Origin of the sequence: Streptoalloteichus hindustanus, from assembly GCF_900129375.1 — a bacterium.
Taxonomy (GTDB): Bacteria; Actinomycetota; Actinomycetes; order Mycobacteriales; family Pseudonocardiaceae; genus Streptoalloteichus; species Streptoalloteichus hindustanus.
In genome coordinates this window covers 54,292-68,151 of record NZ_FQVN01000009.1, presented here as the reverse complement: position 1 = coordinate 68,151, position 13,860 = coordinate 54,292, and the positions used below count along the sequence as shown (strand labels likewise).

The following is a 13,860-nucleotide window of genomic DNA, read 5'->3' as shown; positions in this document are numbered from 1 at the left end:
GACCGCGGCGGCCGGCGAGAGGCCGTCACGACCTCAGGGGGGCTCGGTGATCGAGTTCCGGGCCGTGACCAAGCGGTTCGACGACGGGACGGTCGCCGTCGACAACCTCGACCTGTCGGTGGCGGCGGGCACGATCACGGTGTTCGTCGGCCCGTCCGGGTGCGGCAAGACGACCTCGCTGCGCATGGTGAACCGGATGGTGGAGCCCAGCTCGGGCACGATCCTGGTGGACGGCGTGGACGTTCGCGGCGTCAACCCCGCCCAGCTGCGCAGGGGGATCGGCTACGTCATCCAGCAGGCCGGGCTGTTCCCGCACCGGACCGTGCTCGACAACGTCGCCACCGTCCCGTTGCTGTCCGGGTGGACCCGGCGTCGGGCGCGGGCCAGGGCGGCCGAGTTGCTGGAACTGGTCGGCCTGCCCGCGGAGCTGGGCGCGCGGTACCCCGTGCAGCTCTCCGGCGGGCAGCAGCAACGCGTTGGGGTGGCCAGGGCGCTGGCCGCCGACCCGCCGGTGCTGCTGATGGACGAGCCGTTCAGCGCCGTCGACCCGGTGGTGCGGGAGGGCCTGCAGGACGAGTTGCTGCGCCTGCAGGCGGAACTGGACAAGACGATCGTCTTCGTCACCCACGACATCGACGAGGCGGTGAAGGTCGGGGAGCGGGTCGCGGTCTTCCGCCAGGGCGGTCGGCTGGTGCAGTACGCCGGGCCGGACGAGCTGCTCGCCCGGCCGGCCGACGACTTCGTCTCCTCCTTCGTCGGACGCGACCGGGGATACCGTCGTCTGTCCTTTGTGGACGGAGGGGGCATCGAGCCGGCCGAGGTGCCGACGACCAGGGAAACGGCGCTGGCGACGGCGGAGCGCGCGCCGGACGCCTGGACCCTGGTGCTGGACGAGGAGGACCGGCCCCGCGGCTGGCTGCCACCCCGGTCGGGCCCGGCCGAGGAGGCCCCCGGTGGGGGCGTGCGGCCCGGCGGGTCGCTCTACACGCGGGGAACGCCGTTGCGCGGGGCGCTGGACGCGGCGCTGTCCTCGCCCTCCGGGCTCGGCGTCGTCGTCGACGAGGACGGCCGCTACGCCGGGGCGGTGAGCGCGGAGGAGGTCCTCGCCGCGATCCGACGCCGCCGCGACGAGGCCGGGGCGGGCGCCGGGGGCGCGGCCTGATGCTGGACGACCTGTCCCGCTACCTGGGCAGCGAGAGCACCCGCCAGCTGATCGTCGACCAGCTCGTCCAGCACGTCGAGCTCGCGTTGCTCCCGCTGGTCGTCGGTGTGGCGCTGGCGATCCCGCTCGGCTGGCTGGCGCAACGGCACCCCCTTCTCCGCACGAGCCTGCTCGGCGTCGCCAACGTCGTCTACACCGTGCCGTCGCTCGCGTTCTTCGTGGTGATCCCGGGCGTCATCGGGACGCAGATCCTCGCCCCGGTCAACGTGATCGCCGCGCTGAGCGTGTACACGGCGGCGCTGCTGGTGCGCCCGGTCGTCGACGCGCTCGACGCCGTGCCCGGTCACGTGATCGCGGCCGCCACCGCGATGGGCTACCGCCCGCTGCGGCGGTTCCTGGCGGTGGAGCTGCCGCTGGCGGTCCCGGTGCTCACCGCGGGGGTCAGGGTCGCGTCGGTGAGCAACATCAGCCTCGCCAGCGTGGGCGCGTTGCTGGGCATCGGCGGCCTCGGCGCGTTGTTCACCTCGGGCTTCCAGACGAGCTACCTGCCGCCGATCATCGTCGGGATCGTGCTCGTCCTGGCGCTGGCGCTGGTGGTCGACCTGGTGCTGGTCGGGTTGCGCCGACTGCTGACGCCGTGGGCGCGGGCGGGAGGCGCGCGGTGACCCTCTCCTGGCTGTTCGACCCCGCGCACTGGAGCGGCACCGACGGGATTCCGGTCCGGCTGCTCCAGCACCTCCGGTACACGCTGGTCGCGGCGCTGGCGGCCACGGCGGTCGCCGTCCCGCTCGGGCTGTTCGTCGGGCACACCGGGCGCGGCGGGGTGCTGGTCGTGGGCGGGAGCAACGCGATGCGCGCGTTGCCGACCCTGGGCCTGGTGACGTTCCTGTTCCTGGTGCTCGGCAGCGGCGAGGTGTCGGCGCTGGTCGCGCTGACCGTGCTCGCGGTGCCCCCGGTGCTGGCGGGCACCTACGCCGGCATCCAGGACACCGACGCCGGCGTGGTCGACGCGGCGCGCGGCATGGGGATGACGGGCTGGCAGCGGTTGTGGCGGGTCGAACTGCCCAACGCGCTGCCCCTGTTGCTGGGCGGCGTCCGCAACGCCGTCCTGCAGGTGGTGGCCACCACCGCGGTGGCCGCCTACGTCGGGCTGGGCGGCCTCGGCCGGTTCCTGCTCGACGGGCTGCGCGCCTTCGACTACCCGAAGATGGTCGCGGGCGCGGTGCTGGTCGCGGCGCTGGCGATGGTTCTCGACCTGCTGCTCGCGCTGCTGCAACGCGCGGTCGTGCCGAGGGGGCTGCGGCTGGCCGCCCGCGGGCGGGGCCGGGGACCCGCGCGGGTGGTCGAGCGCGGGCGAACGGAGGTCGCGGCGGACGCCGCGATGAGGGAGGGGACGGAATGAAGCGCGCGTGGGTGGTGCTCGCGGTGCTCGCCTCGGTGGTCGTGGCCGGGTGCGGCGGCGACCCGACGAAGGGCGGCGGCGGTGGCGGCAGCGGCCCGCTGGCCATCGGCTCGGCCGACTTCGCCGAGAGCGAGCTGTTGATGGAGCTGTACGCGGGCGCGGTGCGCTCCACCGGGGCGCAGGTGCAGACCCGGCCTCGGATCGGCAGCCGGGAGGTGCTGGTCAGGGCGTTGCAGGACGGCTCGCTCGCGGTGGTGCCGGAGTACGCCGGCAACCTGTTGAACTACTTCGACAAGGACGCGACCGCCGCGAAGTCGGACGAGGTCTACGCCCAGCTCCAGCAGAAGGTGCCGTCCGGGCTGCAGGTGCTGGAGAAGTCGGCGGCCGAGGACAAGGACGTCCTGGTGGTGTCAAAGGAGACCGCGGAGCGGCAGGGGCTGCGCTCCATGGCCGACCTCGGGCCGAAGTGCGGCGACCTCGTGCTCGGCGCCGCCGGTGAGTGGCGGGGTCGCTGGGAGGCGCGGATCAAGCAGCTCTACGGCTGCGTGTTCAAGGAGATCCGCACGACCGACCCGGCAGGGCCGGTGACCGTGGAGGCGCTGCGGTCCGGCCAGGTGCAGGTGGCGAACCTGTTCACCACGGCGTCCGCGATCGGGGTCAACGGGTTCGTCGAGCTGGCCGACCCGAAGCAGATGTACCCGGCGCAGAACGTGGTGCCGCTGGTGCGGCAGTCCGCGCTCGACGACCGCGGCCGGCAGGCGGTGAACCGGGTCTCCGCGGCCCTGACGACCGAGAAGCTCTCGGCGATGGTGCGGCGGATCGAGGTGGACAAGGCCACCGTGGCGGACGTGGCGTCCGGGTTCCTGAAGGAGAACGGCTTCTGACGCCGACTCCCGCCCGGGGCGGAGGACCTGGCCGAGGAGGCGGGGTCGTCCACCCGGGGGGAGCGGCGGGACGAGACGCGTGGGCGTCCTGCGGGCGGCCGGGCTGACGATCAGGTCAGCGCCGGACGCGCCCCGGGGCGCCCGCCGTCGTTTCGGCACCGGACCCCGATTGTCGCCGCGGGCGCCGCGGCGACGCTCCCCGTCCTGGCTCTGGGCCGACGTGTTCGGTCGAGCACGCGTTCCACCGAACTCAGCGTTCCGTCGGCACCGCGTTCCGTCGGGTCTGGAAGGCGGGCCGCCGGAGGCGGGCCCGCTCCTAGAAGATGCGCAGGAGCTGCAGCTCGCCGTCGGGGCTCTGCCGCACGTGCACGGAGCCACCGGACTGCATGAGCTCCTCCAGGAACGCGTAGACCTGGAGCGCGCGGTTGATCGTGTCCGTCTTACTGTCGCCCGTCAGTGCCACCGTCTGCTCCAACGCCTTGGAGGACCGGGGCGTCAGATTGACGGTCACCCGCTCCAGAGATCCGTGTCCCCGGCCAGTCGTCCGGTCCCTGTCGGTGACCGTTCCAGCGTTCCTGGGCATGCGCTCGCCTTTCCTCGTGCGAGCCACCCCCACCCACTGGGACTAGAGGCGACTCACGTCCCCAGGCGCTGTGGACAGCCTTCGCTCCCATCGCGCCTCCTACGGATCTCGACCTCCACAGGTTCGCACCGTTGTTCGCACTTGGTCAAGTGATTGCCCATAGAACATACGAGTGATACGCATACGGGTGTTGTACATCACCCGCTATTGTGACGTAGGGGGAGTACTTGGACACGCGGTGTCACGGCCCTACCCGAGAGGTGACCAGCCGCAATGAGCAAAGGTGTGGAAACAGATCTCACCCAGACGGAGGGGGACCCCGGAGGACGCGCTGACGTCCTCTACGAACTGCAGAAGCAGGAGGTGGAGGTACGACTGCCCGGCGGCGGTCGGGTCCGCGCCACGTCCGAGGCGCCGGTCCGCGCGCCCGGCAGCATCGCGTCCGCCATGGTGCAGCTCTCCATGGCCGGCGTGATCCCCGGCCTCGGCGTCGGGCTGCTGGGCTCCATGCTGTCGGCGTCGGCGGAGCTGGCGATCTTCCTCGCCGCCGGCATGTACGTGCTCGTGATGGGCAGCGGGGTCTCCCTCATGGTGCGGGACCAGCGCCAGCGACGGTGAGCCGCGGGGCGGCCACTGCCTCCCGCCCCCCTGGTCCCGTCTTCGGTCACCGGCGTCACGTGCGCTGCCCCTGGCGCGCCGTGCGGCCGGGCTCCGGCATGCCCGGAAAACGGCAGGAACACGGCCCCAAAGCCGCCGAGAACGCGGCCCAGGAACGGCGTGGAACACGGCCGCCAACACGGCTCAGGGCGCGGGACTCCCCCCGATCCGAACCGTCAGCTCCGTCGCCGCCGCGCGCACCTCGGTGGCCAGGTCCGGCCACTCGGCGCCGCACTCCGGTCCCGGACCGCCCGGCGGCGCGGTGGGGTCGCACGCGTGCCGGAAGGTCACGCTGATCGCCGCGACGGGACGGCCGCCGTGGTCGAACACCGGGGCCGCCACCGAGGCGAAGCCGGCCGTGACGTAGCCGTCCTCCACCGCCCACCCCCGGCGGCGTTCCGCGGTCAGCAGGCGGCGCAGGGCGGGGAGGTCGCGGGGGCCGCGGCCGGTCCGGTCGACGAAGCTCGCCGCGCCCGGGAACAGGGCGCGCACCTGCGCGGCCGGCAGGTGCGCCAACATCGCCCTGCCCGAGGCGGGCAGGTGCGCCGGCAGGCGCACGCCGACGTCGGTCACCAGCGTCTGCGGCTGCCTCGGCTGCTCCCGCACCAGGTAGAGCGCCTCGGGGCCGTGCAGCACGCCCAGGTGCGCGGTCCGCTCCACCCGGTCCACCAGGCGCCGCAGCAGCGGGCGCGCCAGCCGTTCCAGCGGGTCGTGCCGCAGGTACGCCGAGCCCAGCTCGAAGGCGGCCACGCCCAGCCCGTACCGCCGCTCCTCGGGCAGGTGCGTCACGAAACCGGCCTCGGCCAGCTCCGACAGCAGGTGGTAGGTGGTCGACCTGGGGAGGTCCAGCTCCCGGGCGATCGCGCCGGCCGACACCGGCCCCGCCTTGCTCGCCAGCAGGCGCAACACCGCCAGTCCGCGCCGCAGGGCCGGGACGTCGCTGCTCAGGCCCATGCTCGCTCCCCGGCCGCGCGGGACCCGGACTGGGACCCGGACTGGGACTGGGGTTGGGGCTGGGGTTGGGGCTGGCACATCGTCGGGCCTCCCGGGTGATGTCTGATATCGCAGACAGTGTCACCCGACCCGGGCTTCTGCCAGCGGCTCTCCCAGGTTGGGATGGGGACATGCAGCAGACCGTCCCCGTCGGTCCGGGGCCGCTGGGCCGCGAGCAGGTGCTCGCGGTAACCCGCGGCGGCGCCCGGGTCGAGCTCACCCCCGCCGCGCTGGAGGCGTTGGCCGCGAGCCGCGCGCACGTCGAGGCGCTGGCCGCGGGCGAACGACCCACCTACGGCGTCTCCACCGGGTTCGGCGCGCTCGCCGTCCGCCACATCCCGCAGGACCTGCGCGCCGCCCTGCAGCGCTCGCTCGTGCGCTCGCACGCCGCGGGTGCCGGTCCCGCCGTCGAGCCCGAGGTCGTGCGGGCGCTCATGCTGCTCCGGCTGAGCACGTTGGCCACCGGCCACACCGGTGTGCGACCGGAGACCGCGCTGGCCCTCGCCGGGATGCTCAACGCCGGCATCGTCCCGGTGGTGCACGAGTACGGCTCGCTGGGCTGCTCCGGCGACCTGGCCCCGCTGTCGGCGATCGCGCTGGCGCTGATGGGCGAGGGCGAGGTCGTCGACGCCGAGGGGCGGCGGGTCCCGGCGGCCGACGCGCTGGCCGCCGCCGGCCTCGAGCCCGTCCGGCTGGCCGAGAAGGAGGGCCTGGCCCTCATCAACGGCACCGACGGCATGCTGGGCATGCTCGTGATGGCCGCCGCCGACCTGGCCGCGCTGCTCGACGTCGCCGACGTCACCGCCGCCATGAGCGTCGAGGCGCTGCTGGGCACCGACCGCGCGTTCGCGGCCGATCTCCATGCGCTGCGCCCGCACCCCGGGCAGGCGCGCTCCGCGGCCCGGATGTTCGCGGCGCTCGCCGGCTCCGGGATCGTCGCCAGCCACCGCGGCCCCGACTGCACCCGCGTCCAGGACGCCTACTCGCTGCGGTGCGCGCCGCAGGTGCACGGCGCGGCCCGGGACACCCTCGCGCACGCCGAGACGGTGGCCGACCGCGAGCTGGCGTCCGCCGTGGACAACCCGGTGGTGCTGCCGGACGGCCGGGTGGAGTCCAACGGCAACTTCCACGGCGCGCCCGTCGCCTACGTGCTCGACTTCCTGGCCATCCCGGTCGCGGACGTGGCGAGCATGGCCGAGCGCCGCACCGACCGGATGCTCGACGTCGCCCGCTCGCACGGCCTGCCGGCCTTCCTCGCCGAGGACCCGGGCGTCGACTCCGGGCACATGATCGCGCAGTACACCCAGGCGGCGATCGTCTCCGAGCTCAAGCGGCTGGCGGCGCCCGCGTCGGTCGACTCGATCCCGAGCTCGGCGATGCAGGAGGACCACGTCTCGATGGGCTGGTCCGCCGCGCGCAAGCTGCGCAGGGCCCTGGACGGCATGACCACCGTCCTGGCCGTCGAGCTGCTCACCGCGGCCAGGGCGCTGGACCTGCGGGCCCCGCTGCGGCCGGCGCCGGCCACCGCGGCCGCCGTCGCCGCCCTGCGCGAGCGCGTCGCCGGCCCCGGCTCCGACCGACACCTCGCGCCGGAGATCGCCGCCGCCGAGGAGCTGGTCCGGTCCGGCGCGCTGCTGGCCGCCGTCGAACCGCACCTCGCCGCCGCCACCCCGGCCGACGAGTCCACTCTGGACAGGAGGAACCCGTGACGACCCCGGGACCACGCACCGTGCGCGCCGCGCGCGGCACCGAGCTGACCGCCAGGAGCTGGGCCACCGAGGCCCCGCTGCGGATGCTGCACAACAACCTCGACCCCGAGGTCGCCGAGCGCCCCGAGGACCTGGTGGTCTACGGCGGCACCGGCAAGGCCGCCAGGGACTGGGCGAGCTTCGACGCGATCTCCCGCGAGCTGAGCACGCTCGGCGGGGACGAGACGCTGCTCGTGCAGTCCGGCCGGCCGGTCGGCGTGCTGCGCACCCACGAGTGGGCGCCCCGGGTGCTCATCGCCAACTCCAACCTGGTGCCGGACTGGGCGAACTGGCCGGAGTTCCGCCGGCTCGACGCGCTCGGGCTGACCATGTACGGCCAGATGACCGCCGGCTCGTGGATCTACATCGGCACCCAGGGCATCCTCCAGGGCACCTACGAGACGTTCGCCGCGGTCGCGGAGAAGCGCTTCGGCGGCACGCTGCGGGGCACGCTGACCGTCACCGCCGGCCTCGGCGGCATGGGTGGCGCCCAGCCCCTCGCGGTGACCATGAACGAGGGCGTCGCGCTGGTCGTCGAGTGCGACCCGGAGCGGGCCCGCCGCCGGGTGGAGACCCGCTACCTCGACGAGATCGCTGACGACCTCGACGACGCGGTGCGGCGGGTGGAGACCGCGAAGCGGGAGCGCCGCGCGCTGTCCGTCGCGGTGATCGGCAACGCCGCCGAGGTGCTGCCGGAGCTGCTGCGGCGCGGGGTCGAGATCGACATCGTCACCGACCAGACCTCGGCCCACGACCCGCTGGCCTACCTGCCCAAGGGCGTGGACCTCGCCGACTGGCACGACTACGCGGCCAAGAAGCCCGACGAGTTCACCGACCGGTCCCGGGAGTCGATGGCCGACCACGTCGGGGCCATGGTCGGCTTCCTGGACCGGGGCGCCGAGGTGTTCGACTACGGCAACTCGATCCGGGGCGAGGCCAAGCTGGGCGGCCTCGACCGCGCGTTCGACTTCCCCGGCTTCGTGCCGGCCTACATCCGGCCGCTGTTCTGCGACGGCAAGGGCCCGTTCCGCTGGGCCGCGCTGTCCGGCGACCCGGCCGACATCGCCGCCACCGACCGCGCCATCCTGGAGCTGTTCCCGGACAACGAGCCGCTGGCGCGGTGGATCAGGATGGCCGGCGAGCGGGTCGCGTTCCAGGGCCTGCCCGCCCGGATCTGCTGGCTCGGCTACGGCGAGCGGCACCTGGCCGGCCTGCGGTTCAACGAGATGGTCGCCTCCGGCGAGCTGAAGGCGCCGGTCGTCATCGGCCGCGACCACCTCGACTGCGGCTCGGTGGCCTCGCCCTACCGGGAGACCGAGGGCATGCTCGACGGCTCGGACGCGATCGCCGACTGGCCGCTGCTCAACGCGCTGGTCAACACCGCCTCCGGCGCGACGTGGGTCTCCATCCACCACGGCGGCGGCGTGGGGATGGGCCGCTCGATCCACGCCGGCCAGGTCACCGTCGCCGACGGCACCGAGCTGGCGGCCCAGAAGGTGGAGCGGGTGCTCACCAACGACCCGGCGATGGGCGTGCTGCGGCACGTCGACGCCGGCTACGACCGCGCGGAGCGGGTGGCCGACGAGCGCGGGGTCCACATTCCGATGCGGGGCTGACCCGACGGGTCGCCCGACGACCATGACGTGGCCGGGACGCACCGCGGGGGTCTCCCCGGGCGCGTCCCGGCCGCGCCGGACAGCAGGAGGTGGGATGGCTACGGCGACCGGCCTGCTCGCCGCCATCGCGGACGTCGGCGTCGACCGCGTGCGCGGTGGCTACTCCCGGCACGGGTTCGACCGGGACGAGCTGGCACTGCGGGAGTGGTTCGTCGGCGAGGCCACCGCGCGTGGCCTGGACGTCGAGGTGGACCGCAACGGCAACATCTGGGCGTGGTGGGGCCGGCCCGGCCCGGACGCGGTCGTCACCGGGAGCCACCTGGACTCGGTGCCCGGCGGCGGGGCGTTCGACGGGCCGCTCGGCGTGGTCGCCGCGCTGGCCGCCGTGGACGGGTTGCGGGCGCGCGGGTTCGTCCCGGCCCGGCCGCTCGCGGTGGTGGTGTTCGCCGAGGAGGAGGGCGGCCGGTTCGGCGTGCCCTGCCTGGGCTCGCGGCTGCTCGCCGGCACCATCGACCCGGACGCGGCCCGCCGCCTGCGGGACCGGGACGGCACGACGGTCGCCGACGCGGCGCGCGCCGCCGGCCTGGACCCGGACCGCATGGGCCGGGACGACGAGGCGCTCGGCCGCATCGGCCAGTTCGTGGAGCTGCACGTCGAGCAGGGCCGGGGGCTGGTCGACCTGGGCCGGGCGGTCGGCGTGGCGTCGACGATCCTGGCGCACGGCCGGTGGCGGTTCCGGTTCACCGGCGAGGGCAACCACGCGGGCGCCACCCCGATCACCGACCGGCACGACCCGATGCTGCCCGCGTCGCGGCTCGTGCTCGCCGCCAGGAGCGCCGCGAGCGCGCTGCCCGGCGCCCGCGCCACCGTCGGCCGGCTGGTGCCCGTGCCCGGCGGCACCAACGTGATCGCCTCCACTGTGGACGTCTGGCTGGACGCGCGCGCGGCCGACGACGGCACGACGCGCGCGGTGGTCGCGGACATCACCGCCGCGGCGCGCGAGGCCGCGGCCGCCGAGGGCTGCCAGGTCGAGGTGACCGAGGAGTCCTACGGCGACACGGTCTTCTTCGACCCGGTGCTGCGGGACGAGCTGGCCGGCCTCCTCGGCGGAGCGCCGGCGCTGCCCTCCGGCGCCGGCCACGACGCGGGCATCCTCGCCGCCCGGGTGCCCACGGCGATGCTGTTCGTGCGCAACCCCACCGGGATCAGCCACGCCCCGGCCGAGCACGCCGAGCCGGCCGACTGCGAGGCCGGCGTCGACGCCCTGGTCGCGGTCCTGGCCCACCTGGCGGGAGACGGCCGGTGAACGGCTCCGGGTTCTGGTGCGAGCGGGCCTGGCTGCCGACCGGGATCGCCGAGGGCGTCCTCGTCCGGACCGACGGCGCCGGCCGGATCGCCAGTGTGTCCACAGTGGACACAGCGCCGCTGGGCGTGCGGCGGCTGCCCGGGGTGGTCCTCCCGGGTTTCGCCAACGCGCACTCGCACGCCTTCCACCGCGCGCTCCGCGGCCGGACCCACGGTGACGGCGGCACGTTCTGGACCTGGCGGCACGCCATGTACGCGCTCGCCGACCGGCTCGACCCGGACAGCTACCTCACCCTGGCCAGGGCCGCGTACGCGGAGATGGCGCTCGCCGGCGTCTCCTGCGTCGGGGAGTTCCACTACCTGCACCACGCGGGGGAGGGCCGCCGCTACGCCGACCCCAACGCCATGGGGCAGGCCCTGCGGCAGGCCGCGGCCGAGGCCGGCATCCGCCTCACCCTGCTCGACACCTGCTACCTCGCCGGCGGGATCGGCCACGAGCTGACCGGGACCCAGCTCCGGTTCGGCGACGGCACGGCCGCCGCGTGGGCCGAGCGGGTCGCCGCGCTCTCCGACGACGCCACGACCCGGATCGGCGCGGCCATCCACTCGGTGCGCGCCGTGCCCCGGCAGATGCTGGCCGACGTCGTGGCGGGCGCGGGCCGGGACCGGCCGCTGCACGTCCACGTCTCGGAGCAGCCGGCCGAGAACGAGGCGTGCCTGGCCGCCTACGGCCGCACTCCGACCGAGCTGTTGCACGAGGCCGGCGCGCTGTCCCCGCGCACCAGCGCCGTCCACGCCACCCACCTCACCGAGCGGGACGTCGAACTCCTCGGCGACACCGGGACCGTGGCCTGCTTCTGCCCCACCACCGAGGGCGACCTCGCGGACGGCATCGGGCCGGCCCGCGACCTCGCCGACGCGGGGAGCCCCCTCTCGCTGGGCAGCGACCAGCACGCCGTGGTCGACCCGCTGCTGGAGATGCGCGCGCTGGAGCACGGCGAGCGGCTGCGCAGCAACCACCGCGGCCGGTTCCGGCCCGAGGAGCTGCTCGCCGCCGCGACCGCCCACGGCCACGACAGCCTGGGCTGGACCGGCGACGGGCGGATCGCCGTCGGCGCGCACTGCGACCTGGTCGCCGTCCGCACGGACACCCCGCGCACCGCGGGCGCGCTGCCGGACCAGGTGCTGCTCGCGGCCAGCGCGTCCGACGTGGACACCGTCGTGGTGGGCGGCCGGGTGGTGGCCCACCAGGGCCGGCACGAGACTCTGGGAGACGTCGGCCGGCTGCTGGCCGAGGCGATCGAAGGGCTGTGGGCATGAGCGTGCTCGTCACCGGGATCAGCGAGCTGACCACGAACGACGACGACCTGGGGACGCTGTCGGACGCGGCCCTGGTGCTCGACGACGAGCGGGTCGTCTGGGTCGGCCCCGCCGACCGCGCCCCGGACGCCGACGAGCGGGTCGACGTGGGCGGGCGGGCCGTGCTGCCCGGCTGGGTGGACAGCCACACCCACCTGGTGTTCGCCGGCGACCGCACCGCCGAGTTCGCCGCCCGGATGGCCGGACAGCCCTACCAGGCCGGCGGCATCGCGGTGACCGTCTCCGCCACCCGCGCGGCCAGCGACGCCGAGCTCGCGACCGGCCTGCGCCGGCACGTCGCCGAGGCCGTCGCCCAGGGCACCACGTGCTTCGAGACCAAGACCGGCTACGGCCTGACCGTCACCGACGAGGTGCGCTCCGCGCGGATCGCCGGGCAGGAGGTCGAGGAGGTCACCTTCCTCGGCGCCCACCTGGTGCCCCAGGGCTGGGACGCCGACGACTACGTGCGGCTGGTCAGCGGCGAGATGCTGGACGCGGTCGCCCCGCACGTCCGCTGGGTCGACGTGTTCTGCGAGAGCGGCGCGTTCGACGAGGACCAGTCGCGCACGGTGCTGGCCGCGGCGAAGGCGCGCGGGCTGGGGCTGCGGGTGCACGGCAACCAGCTCGGCCCGGGGCCGGGCGTGCGCCTGGCCGTGGAGCTGGGCGCGGCCAGCGTCGACCACTGCACGTACCTGGAGGGCCACGACATCGACGCCCTCGCCGGGTCCGAGACCGTGGCCACCCTGCTGCCCGCCTGCGACCTGTCGACCCGCCAGCCGCTGCCCAACGCGCGCGAGCTGCTGGACGCCGGGGCGACCGTCGCCCTGGCCTCCAACTGCAATCCGGGGTCGTCCTACACCTCGTCCATGGCGTTCTGCGTGGCCACGGCCGTGCTCCAGATGCGGATGAGCGTCGAGGAGGCCGTGCGGGCGGCGACCTGGGGCGGAGCGCGGGCGCTCCGCCGGGAGCGCGGCGACGGGGCCGTCGGCGTGCTGCGGCCCGGCGCGCGCGCCGACGTGCACGTGCTGAACGCGCCGAGCGCGGCGTGGCTGGCCTACCGCCCCGGCGTCCCGCTCACGCACGCCGTCTGGCGCAAGGGAGAGCGCGTCCGCTGAGCCCACCACCACCGACACGACCCCGCGCGCGGCGCGGGGACACCTCCGCCGTGACAGCGTGACCCGCTAGCGTCGGCGAGCATGACGCGGACCATCACACTGCGGTTGTCGGACGAGGTGTACGAAGCTGTCCGCCGCTACGCCGAGGCCGACCACCAGTCGATGAACAGCTGGGTGGAGGGTGTGCTGGACGCCGAGGACATGCGCCGCCGGTGCGCGGCGCACGCGGCGTGGCTGGCGGACAGCCCGGGCGTGGTGGAGACGGCGCTGGCCTTCCACCGGGCGAACCAGCGGGCGCTGGCCGACGTCGGTGTCCCGACCGTCGGGGGTCCGACCACCGGGGGCTCGACTGCCGAAGGCCCGAACGCCGGGCGCCCGAACCGCGAAGGCGCTGAGTGAGGACGCCTCGGCGCGGTGAGGTGTGGACGGTGGGGGACGCGGCCGTTCTGGTCATCAGCTCCACCGTCTACAACGAGATCGACAGCGAGCCGACGGTGCTCGCCGCCCTCGTGGTCGGTCGGGCGACGGACGAGGGGTTCTGCGTCGACCTCGGGGACGGCCAGTGGGCGGTGATGGGCCTGGTCACCTACGTGCCCAAGGCCCACCTGGTCGAGTGCCAGCGCCGGGTGGCGGCCCAGGTCCTGACCAACGCCGACAACATGCTCTTCAAGATCCTCGTGACACCCGAGGGCTGACCTCCCGGACACCCTCGCCCGACGCCCGGCCACGGGGAGAAACCGGGTGCGATCCTCGGTGGGACCGCACCCGGGAGCGCGGGTGGCCGCGGGTCGCGCGGCAGCCCCGCGCCGCGTCACTCGTCGACGTCGTCGTCCCGGGCGAGGAACGTGGCGAAGCGCTCCATGGCGTCCTCGAAGTCGGGGTTCAGGTCGACGAACGCCCGCATCTTCTCGGACAGCCAGGCGAGGGTGACCTCCTCGTCGCCGCGGCGGTCCTCCAGCTCCTCGATGCCCCGGTCGGTGAAGTACACGAGAGTCCTCCAGATGAGGGGGAACGGCCGAGCCGCCGGGTCCGATCG

General features: G+C 74.8%; 15 protein-coding genes. 12 read left to right on the top strand and 3 right to left on the bottom strand.

Annotated features, from left to right (window positions below; all coding sequences use genetic code 11):
- Positions 1–46 precede the first annotated feature (46 nt).
- Genes BUE43_RS24965 through BUE43_RS24950 form a run of 4 tightly spaced genes read left to right on the top strand, consistent with a single transcriptional unit; the run spans position 47 to position 3,448 of the window.
- Positions 47–1,162 carry an ABC transporter ATP-binding protein gene (locus BUE43_RS24965; RefSeq protein WP_073487638.1) on the top strand — a complete coding sequence of 372 codons (1,116 nt, stop codon included), beginning with the start codon at positions 47–49 and terminating at the stop codon, positions 1,160–1,162.
- Complete coding sequence (locus tag BUE43_RS24960; RefSeq protein ID WP_073487636.1) at positions 1,162–1,827, top strand: ABC transporter permease; 666 nt, start codon at positions 1,162–1,164, stop codon at positions 1,825–1,827. The genes BUE43_RS24965 and BUE43_RS24960 overlap by 1 nt, the downstream gene beginning before the upstream one ends.
- Positions 1,824–2,564, top strand: coding sequence for an ABC transporter permease (locus tag BUE43_RS24955; RefSeq protein ID WP_073488077.1), 741 nt, complete (start codon positions 1,824–1,826; stop codon positions 2,562–2,564). Before BUE43_RS24960 ends, BUE43_RS24955 begins: the two co-directional genes overlap by 4 nt.
- The gene (locus BUE43_RS24950) at positions 2,561–3,448 is read left to right on the top strand and encodes an ABC transporter substrate-binding protein (RefSeq protein ID WP_073487634.1); all 888 of its coding nucleotides are present in this window, start codon (positions 2,561–2,563) and stop codon (positions 3,446–3,448) included. The genes BUE43_RS24955 and BUE43_RS24950 overlap by 4 nt, the downstream gene beginning before the upstream one ends.
- 316 nt (positions 3,449–3,764) lie before the next feature.
- Here BUE43_RS24950 and BUE43_RS24945 read toward each other — a convergent pair whose 3' ends face one another.
- The gene (locus BUE43_RS24945) at positions 3,765–3,959 is read right to left on the bottom strand and encodes a hypothetical protein (protein ID WP_073487631.1); all 195 of its coding nucleotides are present in this window, start codon (positions 3,957–3,959) and stop codon (positions 3,765–3,767) included.
- 345 nt (positions 3,960–4,304) lie between these two features.
- Here BUE43_RS24945 and BUE43_RS24940 point away from each other — a divergent pair, with 345 nt between their 5' ends.
- Positions 4,305–4,649, top strand: a complete 345-nt coding sequence (locus BUE43_RS24940; RefSeq protein WP_143174365.1) for a hypothetical protein — start codon at positions 4,305–4,307, stop codon at positions 4,647–4,649.
- 183 nt (positions 4,650–4,832) lie between these two features.
- Here BUE43_RS24940 and BUE43_RS24935 read toward each other — a convergent pair whose 3' ends face one another.
- Complete coding sequence (locus BUE43_RS24935) at positions 4,833–5,642, bottom strand: IclR family transcriptional regulator (RefSeq protein WP_073487626.1); 810 nt, start codon at positions 5,640–5,642, stop codon at positions 4,833–4,835.
- A 170-nt stretch (positions 5,643–5,812) separates the two neighbouring features.
- Here BUE43_RS24935 and hutH point away from each other — a divergent pair, with 170 nt between their 5' ends.
- The 7 genes from hutH to BUE43_RS24900 all read left to right on the top strand — a co-directional run bounded on the left by hutH (position 5,813) and on the right by BUE43_RS24900 (position 13,519).
- Positions 5,813–7,390, top strand: a complete 1,578-nt coding sequence (gene hutH / locus BUE43_RS24930) for a histidine ammonia-lyase (protein WP_073487623.1) — start codon at positions 5,813–5,815, stop codon at positions 7,388–7,390.
- A complete protein-coding gene (hutU, locus tag BUE43_RS24925) occupies positions 7,387–9,045 on the top strand; it encodes a urocanate hydratase (protein WP_073487621.1) in 1,659 nt (552 codons plus the stop codon). The genes hutH and hutU overlap by 4 nt, the downstream gene beginning before the upstream one ends.
- Positions 9,046–9,139: 94 nt before the next feature.
- Entirely contained in the window at positions 9,140–10,351 is a 1,212-nt protein-coding gene (locus tag BUE43_RS24920; protein WP_073487620.1) for an allantoate amidohydrolase, read from the top strand.
- Positions 10,348–11,670: a formimidoylglutamate deiminase gene (locus BUE43_RS24915; protein ID WP_073487618.1), complete on the top strand. Its 1,323-nt coding sequence runs from the start codon at positions 10,348–10,350 to the stop codon at positions 11,668–11,670. The genes BUE43_RS24920 and BUE43_RS24915 overlap by 4 nt, the downstream gene beginning before the upstream one ends.
- Positions 11,667–12,824 (top strand): imidazolonepropionase, encoded by a 1,158-nt coding sequence (hutI, locus tag BUE43_RS24910; protein ID WP_073488075.1) that lies wholly within the window; start codon positions 11,667–11,669, stop codon positions 12,822–12,824. The genes BUE43_RS24915 and hutI overlap by 4 nt, the downstream gene beginning before the upstream one ends.
- Positions 12,825–12,905: 81 nt before the next feature.
- Entirely contained in the window at positions 12,906–13,223 is a 318-nt protein-coding gene (locus tag BUE43_RS33660; RefSeq protein ID WP_143174364.1) for an Arc family DNA-binding protein, read from the top strand.
- Between the two features lie 29 nt (positions 13,224–13,252).
- On the top strand, positions 13,253–13,519 hold the full coding sequence (locus tag BUE43_RS24900; RefSeq protein WP_234995904.1) for a MazF family transcriptional regulator: 267 nt from the start codon (positions 13,253–13,255) through the stop codon (positions 13,517–13,519).
- 116 nt (positions 13,520–13,635) lie between these two features.
- Here the strand turns inward: BUE43_RS24900 and BUE43_RS34800 are convergent, their stop codons facing one another.
- The gene (locus BUE43_RS34800) at positions 13,636–13,812 is read right to left on the bottom strand and encodes a DUF6104 family protein (protein WP_200797666.1); all 177 of its coding nucleotides are present in this window, start codon (positions 13,810–13,812) and stop codon (positions 13,636–13,638) included.
- Positions 13,813–13,860: the final 48 nt, after the last annotated feature.